The following is a 16,835-nucleotide window of genomic DNA, read 5'->3' on the forward strand; positions in this document are numbered from 1 at the left end:
GCTATTTCAAAATTTGATAAGCAATTAAAGCTACAATGTAAGCAAAAGCGCTCATAAATACCAATTGCATAATAGGCCATTTCCAACTATTGGTCTCCCGTTTTACAATGGCCAGCGTACTCATACATTGCATGGCAAAAGCATAAAAAAGCAACAAAGATATTCCGGACGCCAAATTAAATAAAGGCCGTTGTCCAGTTGGGTCAACTTCAGCAGCCATTCTGCTGGTAATGGTTTCTTGTTCATCACTGCCCACACTATAAATAGTAGCAAGAGTTCCCACAAAAACCTCTCTAGCAGCAAAAGAAGTAATAAGTGCAATGCCTATTTTCCAATCATACCCCAAGGGTCTTACAATGGGTTCAATGGCTTTGCCAGCATATCCTATATAAGAATGTTCCAATTTGTAACCTGCTACTTCTTGGCTTTCTGCCTTGTTTGTAAGGTCCAGCTTTCTAACTTCCAAAGAATCTTTAATAGCTTCAATACCTATGGTGTATTTTTTTTGAAGAACACTGTCATTAAGGGCAACGGAATAGGCATTTAAACTTTCCTCAATGTTTCTTTTATTATAGTCGGATAGACCCTTGGATGCAATTCTTTCTTTTACAATTCTTTCTGCATTCTTAAAGTTGGACGAAATCCCATTAGAGCCCAAAAACCAAAGAATAATACTAATGGCCAAGATTATTTTACCTGCACCATAAACAAAACTTTTTGTTTTTTCCAGAACAGTGTAGACTACATTTTTTAACAATGGAAGTTTGTAGGTGGGCATTTCCATTACAAAAAAGGAGCGACTCTTTATTTTTAAAATTTTGTTTAAAATCATTGCAGATACAATAGCCGCACCAAAACCGATAAGGTATAACAACATTAATGTTAATGCTTGATAACTTAATCCTAAAAATCTACCTTCAGGAATAACTAAAGAAATAATGATTAAATATACTGGCAAACGAGCGGAACAGGTAGTAAAAGGGGTCACCAAAATAGTAATTAGCCGTTCTTTCCAGTTTTCAATGGTTCTGGTAGCCATAACGGCTGGAATGGCACATGCGGTACCAGAAATCAAGGGAACAACGCTTTTCCCACTTAACCCAAATGGACGCATTAATCGGTCCATAAGAAACACAACCCTACTCATATAGCCTGTCTCTTCCAATAGGGATATAAAAAGGAACAGGAATGCTATTTGGGGCACAAAAACAAGAATACCACTAATTCCCGCTAAAATTCCTTCTGTAATTAAATTCGTCAATACCCCTGCCGGCAGCCCATTTTTTATCCATTCTATTGCCGATGCCATTAGATTATCAATAAAATCTGTAGGATAACTGCTCCAGTCATAAATGGCCTGAAATATTGTTAATAGGATGAAAAAGAAAATTAGGTAGCCAAATACCTTATGGGTAAGGATTTTGTCCAATTTGGCCCTAAACCCTTTTGCTGCGGATAAATCTACTTTATAGGCTTCTTTAAGGATGTTGTTTATAAATTGATAGCGAACTACAGTTTCTTTGTGCTGTAATTTTTTAAGTTCGGACTTGGATTTAATGTCAAATGAGGAGAACCCTTTTAACATATTTTTCTCTATGGGCATAAAGTTGACATCTTGTGTAATGACCAACCATAGTTTATATAAATCCTCATTTGGGAATGCCTTTTTTAATCGCTCAAAATAGTCCGGGGCAATAATGGAGGTGTCAATATTTGGCTTGGAGGAAAGGTTTTTATAGTCCGCAATGAGTTCTTTTATTTTCTCTACACCGGTACCCTTCCTGGTGCTCACCAAGGCAATTTTGGTGTCTAATTTTTCCTCCAACAAGGGAATGTCCATGGAAATCCCTTTTCGCGACATTCGATCGGCCATGTTAATTACTAAAAGCGTAGGGATTCTTAAATCCTTTATCTGCGTAAAGAGCAAAAGGTTTCTTTTTAGGTTTTCCACATCACTTATGACCACCGCAACGTCTGGAAAATCTTTATTGTTTCTATTTAAAAGTAATTCCACTACCACACTTTCATCCAAGGAAGTGGTATTAAGGCTATAGGTTCCTGGAAGGTCCAAAATGTGGGCTTTTACCCCTCTGGGCAATTTGCAGATCCCTTCTTTTTTCTCTACGGTAATTCCGGGATAATTACCTACTTTCTGTTTAAGGCCTGTAAGTTCATTAAAAACAGAGGTTTTACCTGTATTGGGGTTTCCAATGAGCGCAACGTTTATTTGTTTGCTCATGCTTTTTGGGTATCATCTATGAGTTCCAGCTCAATCTGAATGGCAACAGATTTTCTAATGGCGATATGGGTTCCGTTCACATTGATATAAATAGGGTCTTTTAAAGGAGCTACTTGTACCAATTCCACCGTGTTTCCAGGTAAACAACCTAATTCCAGGAGTTTTATGGGCAGTATATCATGAACAAAGTCCTTTATGATTCCTTTTTGGCCTTTTTTTAAATGTGCAACAGTAATATTCAATTCTTATTTAGATTGATTATAAGTAAGGCAAAAGTAAATTAAAAAAGTGAAACAGTGGGTAAATGGCTCATGGAAATAGTTAAAATTATGGTTAGTAAGAAGCTCTTAGGATTTCTAGATCTTCCAATAATTTTTTAATTTCTTCCTCCTTGGTGCCATCATAGAAACCTCTAATCCTTCTTTTTTTATCAACTAGAATAAAGTTCTCGGTGTGTATCATATCATATGGCCCTCCATCACCATCGGTCTTAACCGCTAAGTAAGATTTTCTGGCCAGTTCATAAATTTGTTTCTTGTCTCCCGTTACTAAGTTCCATTTGGCATCATTTACACCTTTTTCCAAGGCATATTTTTTAAGTTGGGCAACAGAGTCTATTTGTGGAGTAACGGAGTGGGAAAGCAATAAAACATCATTGTCATTTATAATGTGTTTCTGTAGATCTGCCATATTTTTTGTCATGATGGGGCAAATAGTGGGGCAGGTGGTAAAAAAGAAATCCGCCACATAGATTTTATTCTTGTAATCTTCTTGGGTAATGGTCCGGCCGTTTTGGTTGGTCAATGAAAAATTGGCTATGGTGTGGTATTTTTTTACATGATACAGGGTACTGTCCACCAATTCTACATTTACCATGGAAGGTTGATAAATAGGCAATGTTTTTTTGGGTTGTAACGCATTGTAGAATAAGTAAACAATAATGCCCGAAAGCACTAAAAGTGCTATCCCAAAGAATTTATATTTACTAAAAAAAGAAAGCATTTATTTTTGTACAAAGGTAAGGCAGGGATAAAGAATTTAAAAGCAATACCACTTCTTTGCTGCTAAATGTTTCTTAAAAAGGGATGGTAGAAATTACTTTGCTTTTATAAGACCTGCTAAAAGTGTACTTTTGGGCGTTTTAATTATAGAAAATATACATGAGTCCTATCGCGATAAAGGTTATCCAATTTTTTTTAAGCCTTTCCTTTTTAATTGTCCTACATGAATTGGGACATTTTATTCCCGCAAAACTATTCAAGACCAGAGTAGAAAAATTTTACCTCTTTTTTGATGTTAAGTTTTCCCTTTTTAAGAAAAAAATAGGAGAAACCGTTTATGGTATTGGTTGGTTGCCTTTGGGGGGTTATGTAAAAATTTCCGGAATGATCGATGAAAGCATGGATACCGAAGCCATGAAAGAAGAACCTAAGCCATGGGAATTTAGAAGTAAACCAGCTTGGCAACGTTTGATCATAATGCTTGGTGGTGTAACAGTGAATTTTATTTTGGCTGTTATAATTTATATTGGTCTTGCCTATAACTATGGAGAAGAATACATCCAGGCAGATAGTGTAAAGGGTGGTATCTGGGTCACTGAAAAGGCTTTGGGAGATAAGTTGGGAATAATGACAGGAGATAAGATTATTGCCGTGGATGGCAATAAGATTAATAAACTTAGAAGAATAATTCCTGACATTGCCTATGGAAATACAATTACAATCAATAGGGACGGTAGAACATTTGAACAAGAAATTCCGGTAGATTTTATATCGGCAATATCCGAGGACAAGGATAAAATGAGGTTCATTAACTTTAGAAGACCTTTTGTAGTTAAAGAGGTTTCCAAAGGCTCTATCAATGAAAATGCTGGCTTTAAGGAAAACGACGCGGTGCTTGCCATAAACAATATAAAGGCGACCTATTTGGATGAGGTATCCCCAATTTTGGAAGACAATTTAGGCAAGAGTATTGCTGTTACCGTAAAAAGGGAAACAGGGGAGACAGCAACTATAAATGCCATGGTTTCCAAAGAAGGGAAGCTCGGTATTGCATTAAGGGGAGGATCCTATGAAGAGTTTGAGAAAATGGGGGAGTTTGAGTTGAAGACCCAGAAATATACTTTTATGGAATCTATCCCTGCGGGAATTGATATGGGGATTAAAACACTATCTGATTACATAAAAGGGATGAAAAAAATATTTAATCCTGATACCGGGGCGTATAAAGAAGTGGGCGGATTTGCGGCTATAGGGAGTCTTTTTCCCGATAGCTGGGATTGGGTTGCTTTTTGGAACACAACAGCTTTTATTTCCATTATCTTGGCCTTTATGAACATATTGCCCATACCTGCCTTGGATGGGGGACACGTAGTGTTTTTGTTGTATGAAATAGTCACGGGAAGAAAGCCCAGTGACAAGTTTTTGGAATATGCACAAATGGTTGGATTCTTTGTTTTAATAGCCCTTTTGTTATTCGCAAACGGAAACGATTTGTATAAATGGCTTTTTAAATAAGAAAACCCATCTTTTTTCTTTGAGATATATGAAAAATACATTTATATTTGCACCCGCTTAATGAGAATAAATTCCTCCTTAGCTCAGTTGGTTAGAGCATCTGACTGTTAATCAGAGGGTCCTTGGTTCGAGCCCAAGAGGGGGAGCAAAAAGCGAAAAGAGCTGCACATGAGTGTGGCTCTTTTTTTTTGCCCTTTTGGCGAGAAGTTTATGCCGAGCGCAGTCGAGGTAAGCCCAAGAGGGGGAGCAAATTAAGCTAAAGCCTTATCAGAAATGATAAGGCTTTTTTTGTTTTAAGCAAGTACATGCAAGGAATACGGGTTTTGTTTATACCAACTACACACTCTCCAATAAAAAGTTGGCCTATAAAGTTTTTAGGGGAAAAAGGATCTTATTGCGTGTTCTATATAATAAATTAAAATGTTAAAGCTTAAACTAATTGGATTGTAGAGCACCAATACTTAATTCGCTATTTTCTATTGCAATGGCCGCTTTGGGTAGCGTAATGGAAAAACTTGTTCCAAGACCTTTCCCTTCTGATTCTACGGTAATTTGACCATTATGCGACTCTATGATTTTCTTTATCATATAGAGACCCAACCCGGTTCCCTTAACTTTGGAATGGAAGCGCTGAAAAGGTAAAAATAGCTTTTTTAAGGATTTTTTATCCATCCCTGATCCGTTGTCTATGACTTGAAATTTTACAGAATCATCTATCTCGTAGGCTTTAACATGAATTGTGGGCAGCTTTTGATCGCCCATATATTTGATGGCGTTGTCCAAAAGGTTTCCAAATACCTGAATTATTCTATTTCTATCGCCATAAATGCTAGGTAGATTATCCTGGATATGTAATTTTACATTACCTGTATTTAGCTTTGCACTTACCAAATCCTTGGCCACCATCATTATCTGGTTGGCATCAAGAAGTTCTTTTTTGTTCTCGATCGTTCCAAGTCTTGCAATTTCAGTGATGTCCGAAATTAGATCACTCATGATATTACATGAAGTGTCTATTAATTCCAGACATTTTTCCATTTCAGTAGTGTCTTCGGCATTAAACTCCATAGGTAGAATACTTGCGATTCCCTTTATATTGTTTAAAGGGGTTTTTAAATCGTGTGAAACTGCATATGTAAATCGCTGTACTTCTTCATTCTTGGCGGATAATGCGTTGGCCGCTTCGGCCAGCTTTTTTTTCTGAAGCTGGAGCTCTTTGGTTCGGTCATGGATAAGTTGCTCTAGGTGGGCTTGGTCTTTTTTCATGCTCCGTACCCTAATTTTATAAAAGAGTATACCACCAAGTATGATGCATGCAATGAGTAAAGAACGAAACCACCATGTTTTCCAGAAGGGAGGTGTTATGGTTATGAATAGGGATGTTTCTTCATTGTTCCATACCCCATCTGAATTGGTGGATTTAATGCGTAGCAAATAAGTGCCTGGATTTAGGTTGGTATAGGTTGCTGTTGTGGTATGCCCAACATAGTTCCAATCCTCCTCAAAACCTTGCAAGAAATAGGCGTAATTTACTTTTTTGGCATTTCTAAACGTAAGGGCATTAAATTCAAAATTGATTACAGATTGATTAGGACGCAAGGTTATAGAATCTACCTGGCTAATATCTTTTTTTAAAACACCAAAGGTATCATTGGGTTTTACCCGTTTGTTAAAAATTTTGAGTCCAGAAATAACTACCTTGGGTTGATCCGTTCTTTTTTCGGCCTTGTCCGCTTTTAAAATATTGAAACCGTTGTTTCCTCCAAAAAGTATTTCATTGTCCGCTGTTCTGTAAGATGCATCATCATTGAACTCGTTTCCTTGCAAACCATCATGTATGTCATAGTTTATGAATTCACCGGTGTCATCATTGTACCGCACAATACCCATACCGGTACTAAGCCAAAGAAAACCATATTCATCCTCTACAATTCCATTAATTACATCACTTTTTAATTCATTGGATTTGGTAATTGCCTTAAAAGTGTCTTTAGTGGGTAGATACTTGTTGAGCCCACCTTGTGTGCCCACCCACATAGTTCCTTGGTCATCTTCAACAATGGTTTTTATATTATTGTCGCTCAATACTCTATTCTTGCTCAAATTGTGGTACTGTTGCGAGGTCCAACCGTTATTAGTTTCTTTAATTCGAAAAAGGCCATTGGTGGCCGTGCCTACCCATATGTAATTGTTATCGTCTTCGTGCAATCGTACAAGTGTTTGTACTTCTTCACTATTTTTTTCAGATTGAATGCTTACATCTTTGAACTTTTTAGTTTCTGGATAGTATACTTGTAGCCTACCATTAAAAGCAGCAATCCAAATGCGCCCCTTTTTATCTTGAAGCATACTCTTTATGTTATTGGAGGCTAAAAAAGAATTTTCGCTGGTCCAAACTTCGCTATCCATGCTATTTAAATCAAAAATGGTAAGTCCATGGCCCCAAGAACCCACCCAAAGTCTATTTTGGTCATCGTGTAGCATTGAAATCACCACATTGCTATTTAGTTTGCCATTGTCCAGCGAATAGTGCTCAAAGGAACCAGTTTTCCTGTTCCAATAGTTTAAACCACCCCCATCCGTACCAATCCAAATATTTCCCTTTTTATCTTCACTAAAACAGTGCACTATATCATTGCTTAAAGATTCAGAATTAAAAGGATCTGTTTTAATGTGTCCAAATTTATAGTAGTCAGAATCATAAAAACTAAGCCCTTTTTTAAAGTAACCCATCCACATAACCCCATTGCGGGCTTTGTGTAAACTCCATATGGAGTTGTTTGATATGGAACCAGGTTTTTTATAGCTGGATTTAAAATTGTTTATGTTACCGGTTGAAGGAGTATAAATCCAAAGCCCATCATTTTCAGTGCCCAGCCATATATTGCCATGTACATCTTGCTCCATAGTCAAAATGGTATGTCCAGGACTAATTGAGATTGGGTCTTGGTAAATTAATTGATTGTTAAAAATATTGAACTGTAGAAGATTTCCATTTCTAAAGCCAAGCAAAAATTTGGACGAGTCCAGTTTATGTACACTACTTGTAAAACATGTCCCCTCGAATTTTTCCTTTATTTGCAATTGGAAATCTATAATATATCTAGAACCTTGTGTAACAACAAATAACTTGTTATTTGGCAATTCAAAAGTCTCAATGATTTCATTGTTATCCGGTTCACCCTTTTGTGGGGCTTTAAATCCTAGATGGGATGTTTCTCCAGTTAGTATATTATAACGGTACAAGCCGCTTTTGTAGGTGCCCAGCCATAGAAAATCTCCTGTTCTATTGATGGTTCTAATCAATTTAGATTGGATATGCTGTCCTTCAGGCTTAAAAGGATAGGGTTTTACTATGTTTAGTTGTCTATCATAATTGCTAAGCCCCTGCCCAGTCCCTATGTATAAATTTCCGTAGGTATCTTCATAAATACTTTCAATATTGGCATTGGTAAGCCCTTGGATACCGTCTAAACTTTTTTCATATACCTGAAAGTCTGTGCCGTCATATTTGTTGAGCCCGTTTTCCGTACCGACCCATAAAAAGCCCTGACTGTCTTCAAATATCTTTGAGATGGTACTATGGGACATTCCTGTTTTAATGTGCTCAAAGCGCAGTGTATCTTTATTTAGTTGCGCATATAAGGTTTTGTTTTGAGGGAAAAATAGGAAAAAGGCCAAGAAGATATAGGTAACATATCTTAAGGCACATGATATGGAGTACGTATGGCAGAAAATCAATTGTAGTTTATTTCTTACAAAAATAACTTAATTATTCCTTCGCTAAAATATTTGTTGGAAAATGGTGTAATAGTGTTGCGAAACGAAGAGAATTTGATTTGTAAGGTAACCAAAGTGTTTTTATATAGAGTCAAATCTTGGTATAACCAAATGGATACTATAATTGTAGAGAGGTAAGTTGAATAGTAATCCTGTAATTTAGCATTAAATCAAATGAAGCTTTAGGTTGGAGTTTTAGAGCAATGGGTATAAGTAGTTTGTCCCTTAACTTGTATTACCCAAATTGGATTCAATGGATAACGTGCCCATAAAGGCGTGGAATCCTAAACTTTAGTTTTTTATTTTGGGAAAAGGTTTATTTTTGCTATCCTTTTTTAATGGAAAAGGCCCCGTAGTTCAATGGATAGAATAGAAGTTTCCTAAACTTTAGATGCAAGTTCGATTCTTGCCGGGGCTACAAAGTGGGTTTGGCAATAGTGCCAAGTACTAAAGAGCTGTAGCTTTTCTAATAGAAGTTTATTCAAAACAGTGCCGAAGAGATTCTTGCATGGACTACAAGACCTATTTCTTTAACTTTTGTTTACTAAAATCTCTTTATCTTAGTAAAAAGTCTTTTTAAATAACTAAAATGGCCATAAAAAATGTATTTGTTCAAGGTGCTATTACTCCCGAGTATATAGCAAAGTCCATAGCCAATCACCAGTCCAAAACTACTATTGGTGCCCACGATATTTTTCTTGGCCAAGTACGTGCCGATGTCATAGATGGAAAAACCGTATCTGCTATTGAGTATTCCGCTTATGAAGAAATGGCCAATGCCAAGTTCCATGAAATAAGGGAAAGTGCTTTTGAGAAATACGACTTAAGCTGTATGCATATTTACCATAGCAAAGGAATCGTAAAAACTGGCGAAATTTGTTTGTTTGTATTTGTATCCTCTCCACATAGAAAAGAGGTCTTTAATGCGTTGCACCATATAGTTGAAGAGATAAAGTCACAGGTGCCTATTTTTGGAAAGGAGCTCTTCCAAGATGACTCTTACCAATGGAAGGTGAATACATAAAAACATCCTTTTTTACCTTAGTCCTTACTTATTAAACAATGTTTTATTGATAAATCCTTAACAAATAAACTTTTTTGGGAATATATCTTTACTAAAAATGTGGGCTTGATAAATATTTTTCAATTCTTATTGGTTGGGAATCTAACCATAGCATTTTTATTATAAATTTAGTTTGAAAACTATTCAAGCATTCATTTATATTATTTCATAAGTCATAGATTATGAACAATTTAAGAAGGGTAATAGTGGATTACAAGAAACTTACACCAGAGGTGCTAAAGCTATTGATAGATAGGTATCCAGATGGGTATGATGATAGTGATATTATCTCCTTTAAGAATGGAAGCGGAGAGCTTATTGAAGCTGTAGAAGTTACTACTTTGGACACCAAGTACTTGGTTAAAATCAGTGCAAAATTGGAATATACCATGGAGAATTATGATGAAGGTGATTATGAAGATTTTGATGATGATGACCCAGCCGCCATTCCTGACCTTATGATTGAAGAGAATTTGGACGAGGTGGACTAGACTATATAGGTTTTGTTATTGTTCCAACATATAAATTGTAGTTAAAAGGATTTACTCCTAAAGAAATCTCTTCCTAAAATTTGTACTTTCGCTCCCATGGAGAAGCTTTTTTGTTTGGGGATGATTTTTTTACTTTTTGTTTCCTGTGATGGAAATAAAAAAGATGAGGTAACCAATGTGGATACCGCTCAGGAATTTAGCTTGGGAAAACTCAAAAAACCAATTGCAACAAATCCCAAGGCCAAAGAAATACTTAACAAATGGCCAGAATTTAATGCCTTGGAAACTAGTTTTAATGCTTTGTACAACGTGAATAGCCAGGAGGATTTAACACTTGTGATCGAGGATTTAATCGAAAAACAAAAATTGCTTGCCGCTTCAAATTACCCCCTGCAGTTTAATGTAGCGCAGATAAAGAGTAGGCAAAATGTATTTAAGTCCTTTGTTTTAAAAACAAAGGGGGATTTGGAATATCGTATTGCTCCACAGGAATCGGTCAAAGAAATGGTAACTGCCTATAACGCCCTAAGAAACCAATTTAATGTTATCACGAACAACCCATTGGATATCAAATCTTTACTGGAATAGAAGGTAAATAGATGATTTTCTAATCAGTAGTCTCTGGTGTTTCTTTTCTAGCTTCCAAAGCCTGTTTGCTTAAACTCGCCAAATTAAAATTGGGTTCAATTTGTAAGGCTTCATCAATACTGGCTATCGCCTTATCAATGTCGTTTTTATCCATATTGTATTGTACCAGACCTTTTAAGTAAGTAAAAGCTGCTTTTAGCGGCACTTCATAAGGCTGTTGCCTTTCATAATAGGCATACTTCATGTCATCCTTGGAATTGGCAATTCCATACTCTATCAAGGTAGAGGCACCCGGGTTATCACCTGTTAGGATTTTTAAATCTGCCAATTCATAGGCCAAATAGGGGGAGGGTGTTCTTTTGTATAATATTTCAAATTGTTCCAAGGCGCGTTTTGGCTGGTTCATTGCCTTTAAAGAAATGGCCTTTACTTGTACGGCCAAATCAGAATCCGCTTCATTTTTTTCTATACCAATGGTATTCAAAGCCTGTAAGTGCTGATTGTTGTTGGCATAAATGTAAGCCAAGGTGTCTCTGCGCTCAATGGAAGGGGATAGTACATTTAAATGCGTCATGGCATTAATAACGCCGTTTACATCACCCTGCAATCTCATTTCATTATAAAAAGCCTCAAAATGCTTTTCCAATTCACTTTTGGTCTGTGCCGATATAGTTACACAAAATACCAAAGAAACAATTAATAATAACCTTTTCATTTTTACCATTTTAGTGCGCCAAAACTATTAAATTATTTTTAGTAATCTGTTAAGGAAACCTTTAAACATCATTATCCTTTAACTAAAAAGAGGAATTTTAACTTTCAATAGAACATTTAAATTGATAGTTGAGCTTATTGATGATTTTTTCTGAGGAGATTCTTTTTCCTCCTAGGAGAGTTGTTTCTGCATAGCTGGGCGGAGTTAAATTTCTTAAAAGAGCCTGTTTTTTGTAGTATTCTTTCTTAAATGGGTGATAGGGATATACCCCATTAAAAATTTCTCCCCAGCACCTATTTTCAAGAATGGTCTTGATTATGGTTATACAATCTTCCAAATGAATCAAATTAACATAGGAATTTCCATTGGTAAGTCCTTTTTTGCCCGAAAGTTGTTCAATAGGATGTCTATTTTGCCCAATAAGCCCACCAAATCGAATTATGGTAGTCTGTAATTCGGAATCGTTTAGGAATAGGTTTTCTGTTGCCAATAGTTGTTTTCCAGATTCTGTTGTTGGTTTGGAGTGTGTTTCTTCAGTAACAATCCCATTGATCTCACCATAAACAGAAGTACTGCTTATAAAGAGTATTTTTGGGGGTTTCACTTGCTTTAGTGCTTTGTGAAGCACTTGTATTTTACCAATATAACTTTCGGTGTTTGATTTCCTAAGCTTTGGAGGTACATTAATTATGAGAACATCCAAGCCTTTTAAAAAATCATCTATGGCACCTAATATGGTTTGTTCTCCCAAAGAAATTAAAAAGGGTGATATTCCCTTTTTTTTTAGAGTTGGTATTTTCTCTTTTGAAGTGGTACTTCCATTAACTGCATAACCATCTTTTATAAGAGATATGGCCAGCGGAAATCCCAGCCATCCGCAACCCAAGACGCCAATTTTTTTATTCAAATTTTACAGTTTTGGTGACTAAAATAGCATCATTCAGAACAAAGGGCATCGGAATATTGTCAATAGGTCTTTCTGGGACCGTAAATAAGGAATTGTTTAATAGATCGTTGGAAGCTTCATACAAAGTAAGCTCTAAGTTTGAATCTGTTGGTATTGTAAGGGACAATTCTGTTGGGGTATTATTGGTAATATAATGGGTCACCAGTTTACCTCTTCTTCTATGGGCCATGAACTCATCTGGCAGTTCCGTATTATTTACACGTGCATTGGATATGGAGTCCCTGGTAAAAATTTCCAACCTGTTTACATCTCTGTTTGGGGTAATGCATATTTCTAGCAGTCGCTTATTGCCAATGATGGTGTCCCATGTTTTTTCCACAGTAGGGGGGAGAATGTCTTTTATAGGGGCATTGGAAGTATAAGTAAAGCCCGTACCATACTTGCTGCTTATGGTATTACTGGATAAATTCTTGGGGTCTTCTTTATCGTCTCCAATATATTGGGAAGTCCAAGCCGAAATTTGTTTTTCATAGGTTGCCCATTTGGCTGTCTTGGTGTCTGCATTTAAAGTGTATAAAAGACTAGTGGGCTTGGCATTTTTCTCAGAAAAACCAGAATTAAAATGTGCAGAAATCATAAAGCCTATAAAAAGTAAAAAACAAAGGATAGCCAATCTACTTTTCTTTTTATAAAAACTAAAAAGAGGAAGTAGCAAGAAAAAAGTAAGAGTGGTCAAAAGAGTGGCGGCAACCATCATTTTGAGCCCGAGACCTACGGGGAACATTTTAATAAAAGGGGTGTATATCCAGAGTGCAGGCAATGCCAAAAAGACCAATAAATAAGGATTAGGTTCTTTTTGGTTAATAACTACCAAAAAAGAAGCTAGTAAAGCAATTGTTGGGACAATAAAGAAGCTTGCCCCCTTTAGATAAAAAGCCATAGCTCCACAAAGTACCAACCAAATAAAAATAGGCGCCACCAAAATATTGGGCGTGCTAATTTTCTTAAATTTTTGATAGCTCCAAAAACAGATAGCAACAGTTAGCAATACAAAAGCCATTATATAGGTATAGCCATTATACGTAAACCCATGCAATATATCTTGGTACTGGGGATAGAGCCATTTAAGAACAGACCAGCTATAGTACCCTATTAATCCAGTTAGAACTAATGCTATCAATAAGGGCAAAAACCCTTGGAGTATTTCCTTAAGATGCAATACCCCTTTTTTAAAACCAAGCACTAAAAGGATTATGAAAAGAACCACTCCCAAAGCAAACATGGGCCAAATCCATGAAAAAGGATAGGAAACCAATCCAAAAAAAGGAACATTAAAATAAATATAATCTGCTTCACTTTTTAAAATAGTCAAATCAGCATTGCTAAAATGGTTCAATAAAGGCATAAGATAGCTTCCTTGGTGTGCCAGTGTTTTTTTGTCCAACCGTTCGTAACTATCCCGAACCGTATGGTAATCATAGTGGTCATCAATAAATGCAAAATTTAACCCTTCTATATCGCCATCTTCCCTAAAAACGGTTAAATCCGTATCATTTGGGAGCATTTTATAAATACTATACACTAGGGAGTTGGCCACAGGATATTTGGGATTTGCTTTGGTAAATTCTTCAATTAATGTACTGTTTCCACCATTGGTCTCTATCAGCATATAACTTGGCCCACCACTTCCCCGTGCCTCAAAGTTCAGTACTAAGCCCACATCTTTGGCCCAAGGATGTTTTTTTACAAAAAGATCGGCGCCATTAAGACCTAATTCCTCAGCATCTGAAATTAGAATTATAATATCATTTTTTGGAGTTGGGTTGGTTGCCAAAAAGGCCCTAATACCTTCTAAAATGGTGGCTACGCCACTACCGGCATCACTTGCGCCCAAAGAGGAATGTGGACTGCTGTCATAATGACTCAATAAGAGTAATGCTTTACCTTCCTCAGCACCTTTTATTCTTGCCAATATATTAACGGCCTTACTTAAATTGGCCCAGTCCCCTGCAGTGTAACCTTCTTGAACATAGGTTTCCAAACCCATTTTTTCCAACTCTGAAACAATATAATTTCTAACCTCCCTATGAGCAGGAAAGCCTACGCCATGGGGTTTTGTGGAAATTGCCTTAACATGCTCCAAGGCTCTATCTGTGGAAAAAGAGTTTATAGGGTTATCTATATCTGATTTGTAAGTAGGCATGGAGGTCTTAAAACCCCAAAAAATTGCCAATAGAACAAGAATAAGAGTAAGGAAGGAGGGAATTTTTTTCATATGAAATTTGATATACTTATAAAAGTATGAAATTATATAAAATTGACATATTTTAACCTAAAAATTTACGTAATTCGCTAAAAATCACTAACTTCATTAATCAATCTAAAATTTAATGGTATGGGAATAAAGAGTTTTCAAGGCGTTAGGGCAAAAGAAGTTGCCAAAAAAGAATATAATGCTCCAATTCTTGTGTCTGATTATATGACGAAGAAGCTGATTACGTTTCGTCCGGACCAGTCAATTTTGGAGGTAATGGAATCTTTTGCCAAAAATCATATTTCTGGTGGTCCCGTTATGGATAACAATGGATTTTTGGTAGGAATCATTTCAGAGGCTGATTGTATGAAGCAAATTTCAGAAAGCCGTTATTTTAATCTTCCAATTTTAGACAAAAGTGTAGAAACATATATGACCAAGAATGTGGAAACCATTCCCCATGATATGAGCATTTTTGATGCGGCAGGGGTATTTGCCATGCACAAAAGGAGAAGATTGCCAGTAATGAAAAATGGAATTTTGGTGGGTCAAATAAGCCGAAAGGATATTGTGATTGCAGCCCTTAAGTTAAGTGGACAAAACTGGAAGTAAAATTTTTAAATTCTAAGGCCGTAATACGGCCTTTTTTGTTCTTCATTCCCGCTTAACAACCATAAAATAGTCATTGTCCAAGGGCAAGTAGCCCAAATCATATACAAAGTAATATATGGTGCCTTTTTGGGTAGTATATATGCTCGTAAAATGGTCAAAACTAAACCCTTTGTCCAAAAGTTTGTTCTTGGTGGTTTTGGTCTTGTTCTCTTTTAAAGGGAAACTTTCCAGAATTCTATAATTCTTGCGTAAACGATTGTTTATATTTCGAATAAGGTTGGTGCTATCCTTGTTCAATTTATTGTTATAGGCATTGCGGCAGTAGTCCGAGCAGAACTTTTTGTCTATTCTACCTGTTAATTTTTCACCACATTCCAAACACGATTTTGCCATTTAATGCGCTTATGTATTATTGAACAATATAAGAATAACAAGTTACTGAATAATTTTTTAGAAGATGGAACCCTATTTTTTATGTGGGCTTATTTCCTTAAAAAAACAAAGTCATAACTTATTGATAAATTAAAAGTGCATCGGTATAATTTTCAGATGCTATATATTTTTCGGTCTTAATGATTTCTTGTGGTTTCTAGCTTATTGGACATGAATGTTCTTCAAAATTATTAGGATGTATCTCATGAAGATTTTTTTTAATCTAAAACAATCCGTTTTCGTTTGGAGAACCTTTTTCAATTATTTGTCCCAAATCCCATAGCTCAATTATTTTCTCATTTTGGAATTTGAAAATATGGACAACGGCTATTTCCATATCATGTTTTATTACATGGGAGTGGGTTATAACAGTATCTCCATCCGTATAGCTATATTTAATATCTATGGATTTATTGGGGCTTGTGTAGTGTGCTTCTTCCATAGCTTTAGCAAGAGCCTCTCCATTCCCTTTAAAATATTGGTTATGATGTATAAAGTCTGAAGCAACAAATTTTGTAAAGGCTTGCTTTACCTCGCCTCCTCCCACTAATTTTAGAAATAATATTGCAATTTCTTTTTTGGTCATATCCGTTATTTTAATTGTAGCATGATTTGGTTTGTTCCGGTCCTATTTGCTCAATAAGTTCCAGTCTTTTTATGACAGAGTTTTTTTCCAAAATAGTTCCGGGGGAAAGTACCCCATTGGCTCCTATTCTTGAATTATCCCCGACCAAAGCTCCAAATTTCTCTACGCCGGTATCTATGATTTCATTGCTGTATTTGACTTTGATTCTTTTATTTTCCCTTTCATTGTAATGGTTGGCCGCTATAGAACCTGCTTCAAAATTTACATTTCTTCCAATGATACTGTTTCCAATATAATTTAAATGGGCAATTGCGGTTCCAGAGCAGATGATGCTGCTTTTTATTTCTGAACAAGGACCAATTCTTACGGAATTATCTAAAAAAACTCCTTCTCTAAAATATGCATTTGCCCCTATATAACAATTCTCCATTGCCACAAAAGGTCTTTTAATAGTAACCCCAGATTCAATGATTGTTGATCTATGAATGGCAATTCCATCACTAGTTTTAAAATCCTTACCTAGATTGGGGATTATTTTTTCTATAACTTCTTTTAGGTCAGTGGTTAGCTCCCAAGGTAATAGGTTCTGTTCTGTATTAAAATACACAGACATGTCAGAAATGAAATCTTTAATATCCATTCTTGTTTTCTA

Annotated in this window: 15 protein-coding genes and 2 tRNA genes; 7 read left to right on the forward strand and 10 right to left on the reverse strand. The window is 36.0% G+C overall.

Annotated elements, in window-relative coordinates; translation table 11 throughout:
* Position 1 precedes the first annotated feature (1 nt).
* The 3 genes from feoB to GGR42_RS10885 form a co-directional block, all read right to left on the reverse strand.
* The gene (feoB, locus tag GGR42_RS10875) at positions 2-2,239 is read right to left on the reverse strand and encodes a ferrous iron transport protein B (protein WP_167963785.1); all 2,238 of its coding nucleotides are present in this window, start codon (positions 2,237-2,239) and stop codon (positions 2-4) included.
* A complete protein-coding gene (locus GGR42_RS10880; protein ID WP_167963788.1) occupies positions 2,236-2,481 on the reverse strand; it encodes a FeoA family protein in 246 nt (81 codons plus the stop codon). The genes feoB and GGR42_RS10880 overlap by 4 nt, the downstream gene beginning before the upstream one ends.
* Before the next feature lie 91 nt (positions 2,482-2,572).
* Positions 2,573-3,241, reverse strand: a complete 669-nt coding sequence (locus GGR42_RS10885; protein ID WP_167963790.1) for an SCO family protein — start codon at positions 3,239-3,241, stop codon at positions 2,573-2,575.
* Positions 3,242-3,399: 158 nt separating this feature from the next.
* Between GGR42_RS10885 and rseP the strand changes: the two genes are divergently transcribed.
* Complete coding sequence (gene rseP, locus GGR42_RS10890) at positions 3,400-4,755, forward strand: RIP metalloprotease RseP (RefSeq protein ID WP_167963792.1); 1,356 nt, start codon at positions 3,400-3,402, stop codon at positions 4,753-4,755.
* A 72-nt stretch (positions 4,756-4,827) separates the two neighbouring features.
* A tRNA-Asn gene (locus GGR42_RS10895) sits at positions 4,828-4,901 on the forward strand.
* Between the two features lie 289 nt (positions 4,902-5,190).
* Here GGR42_RS10895 and GGR42_RS10900 read toward each other — a convergent pair.
* A complete protein-coding gene (locus GGR42_RS10900; protein ID WP_245201436.1) occupies positions 5,191-8,436 on the reverse strand; it encodes a ligand-binding sensor domain-containing protein in 3,246 nt (1,081 codons plus the stop codon).
* A 445-nt stretch (positions 8,437-8,881) separates the two neighbouring features.
* On the opposite strand from GGR42_RS10900, the gene GGR42_RS10905 reads away from it, so the two are divergent.
* The 4 genes from GGR42_RS10905 (at position 8,882) to GGR42_RS10920 (ending at position 10,677) form a co-directional block, all read left to right on the forward strand.
* Positions 8,882-8,953 (forward strand) — tRNA-Arg (locus GGR42_RS10905).
* Positions 8,954-9,124: 171 nt separating this feature from the next.
* Entirely contained in the window at positions 9,125-9,559 is a 435-nt protein-coding gene (locus GGR42_RS10910; protein ID WP_209023958.1) for a molybdenum cofactor biosynthesis protein MoaE, read from the forward strand.
* A gap of 221 nt (positions 9,560-9,780) precedes the next feature.
* Positions 9,781-10,089, forward strand: coding sequence for a hypothetical protein (locus GGR42_RS10915; protein WP_167963796.1), 309 nt, complete (start codon positions 9,781-9,783; stop codon positions 10,087-10,089).
* A gap of 96 nt (positions 10,090-10,185) precedes the next feature.
* Complete coding sequence (locus GGR42_RS10920; protein WP_167963798.1) at positions 10,186-10,677, forward strand: hypothetical protein; 492 nt, start codon at positions 10,186-10,188, stop codon at positions 10,675-10,677.
* Between the two features lie 19 nt (positions 10,678-10,696).
* On the opposite strand, the gene GGR42_RS10925 is transcribed toward GGR42_RS10920, so the two are convergent.
* From GGR42_RS10925 to GGR42_RS10935, 3 genes are all read right to left on the reverse strand, one after another.
* Positions 10,697-11,392 (reverse strand): hypothetical protein, encoded by a 696-nt coding sequence (locus tag GGR42_RS10925; RefSeq protein WP_167963800.1) that lies wholly within the window; start codon positions 11,390-11,392, stop codon positions 10,697-10,699.
* A gap of 97 nt (positions 11,393-11,489) precedes the next feature.
* Entirely contained in the window at positions 11,490-12,299 is an 810-nt protein-coding gene (locus GGR42_RS10930; protein WP_167963802.1) for an SDR family oxidoreductase, read from the reverse strand.
* Positions 12,292-14,574, reverse strand: coding sequence for a M28 family peptidase (locus tag GGR42_RS10935; RefSeq protein ID WP_167963804.1), 2,283 nt, complete (start codon positions 14,572-14,574; stop codon positions 12,292-12,294). The genes GGR42_RS10930 and GGR42_RS10935 overlap by 8 nt, the downstream gene beginning before the upstream one ends.
* A 120-nt stretch (positions 14,575-14,694) precedes the next feature.
* Here GGR42_RS10935 and GGR42_RS10940 point away from each other — a divergent pair, with 120 nt between their 5' ends.
* Positions 14,695-15,165, forward strand: coding sequence for a CBS domain-containing protein (locus tag GGR42_RS10940; RefSeq protein WP_167963806.1), 471 nt, complete (start codon positions 14,695-14,697; stop codon positions 15,163-15,165).
* 42 nt (positions 15,166-15,207) lie between these two features.
* Here GGR42_RS10940 and GGR42_RS10945 read toward each other — a convergent pair whose 3' ends face one another.
* From GGR42_RS10945 to GGR42_RS10955, 3 genes are all read right to left on the reverse strand, one after another.
* A complete protein-coding gene (locus GGR42_RS10945; RefSeq protein WP_167963808.1) occupies positions 15,208-15,558 on the reverse strand; it encodes a hypothetical protein in 351 nt (116 codons plus the stop codon).
* 262 nt (positions 15,559-15,820) lie between these two features.
* Entirely contained in the window at positions 15,821-16,183 is a 363-nt protein-coding gene (locus tag GGR42_RS10950) for a nuclear transport factor 2 family protein (RefSeq protein WP_167963810.1), read from the reverse strand.
* Positions 16,184-16,193: 10 nt separating this feature from the next.
* A complete protein-coding gene (locus GGR42_RS10955; protein ID WP_167963812.1) occupies positions 16,194-16,823 on the reverse strand; it encodes a DapH/DapD/GlmU-related protein in 630 nt (209 codons plus the stop codon).
* Between the last annotated feature and the right edge of the window lie 12 nt (positions 16,824-16,835).

Origin of the sequence: Saonia flava, assembly GCF_011927795.1 — a bacterium.
GTDB classification, from domain to species: Bacteria; Bacteroidota; Bacteroidia; order Flavobacteriales; family Flavobacteriaceae; genus Saonia; species Saonia flava.

Excerpts from the sequence above, each read along its gene's own strand:
- feoB (WP_167963785.1), bottom strand. The coding sequence starts at position 2,239 with ATGAGCAAACAAATAAACGTTGCGCTCATTGGAAACCCCAATACAGGT.
- GGR42_RS10885 (WP_167963790.1), bottom strand. The coding sequence starts at position 3,241 with ATGCTTTCTTTTTTTAGTAAATATAAATTCTTTGGGATAGCACTTTTA.
- rseP (WP_167963792.1), top strand. The coding sequence starts at position 3,400 with ATGAGTCCTATCGCGATAAAGGTTATCCAATTTTTTTTAAGCCTTTCC.
- GGR42_RS10910 (WP_209023958.1), top strand. The coding sequence starts at position 9,125 with ATGGCCATAAAAAATGTATTTGTTCAAGGTGCTATTACTCCCGAGTAT.
- GGR42_RS10915 (WP_167963796.1), top strand. The coding sequence starts at position 9,781 with ATGAACAATTTAAGAAGGGTAATAGTGGATTACAAGAAACTTACACCA.
- GGR42_RS10920 (WP_167963798.1), top strand. The coding sequence starts at position 10,186 with ATGGAGAAGCTTTTTTGTTTGGGGATGATTTTTTTACTTTTTGTTTCC.
- GGR42_RS10925 (WP_167963800.1), bottom strand. The coding sequence starts at position 11,392 with ATGAAAAGGTTATTATTAATTGTTTCTTTGGTATTTTGTGTAACTATA.
- GGR42_RS10935 (WP_167963804.1), bottom strand. The coding sequence starts at position 14,574 with ATGAAAAAAATTCCCTCCTTCCTTACTCTTATTCTTGTTCTATTGGCA.
- GGR42_RS10940 (WP_167963806.1), top strand. The coding sequence starts at position 14,695 with ATGGGAATAAAGAGTTTTCAAGGCGTTAGGGCAAAAGAAGTTGCCAAA.
- GGR42_RS10945 (WP_167963808.1), bottom strand. The coding sequence starts at position 15,558 with ATGGCAAAATCGTGTTTGGAATGTGGTGAAAAATTAACAGGTAGAATA.
- GGR42_RS10950 (WP_167963810.1), bottom strand. The coding sequence starts at position 16,183 with ATGACCAAAAAAGAAATTGCAATATTATTTCTAAAATTAGTGGGAGGA.
- GGR42_RS10955 (WP_167963812.1), bottom strand. The coding sequence starts at position 16,823 with ATGGATATTAAAGATTTCATTTCTGACATGTCTGTGTATTTTAATACA.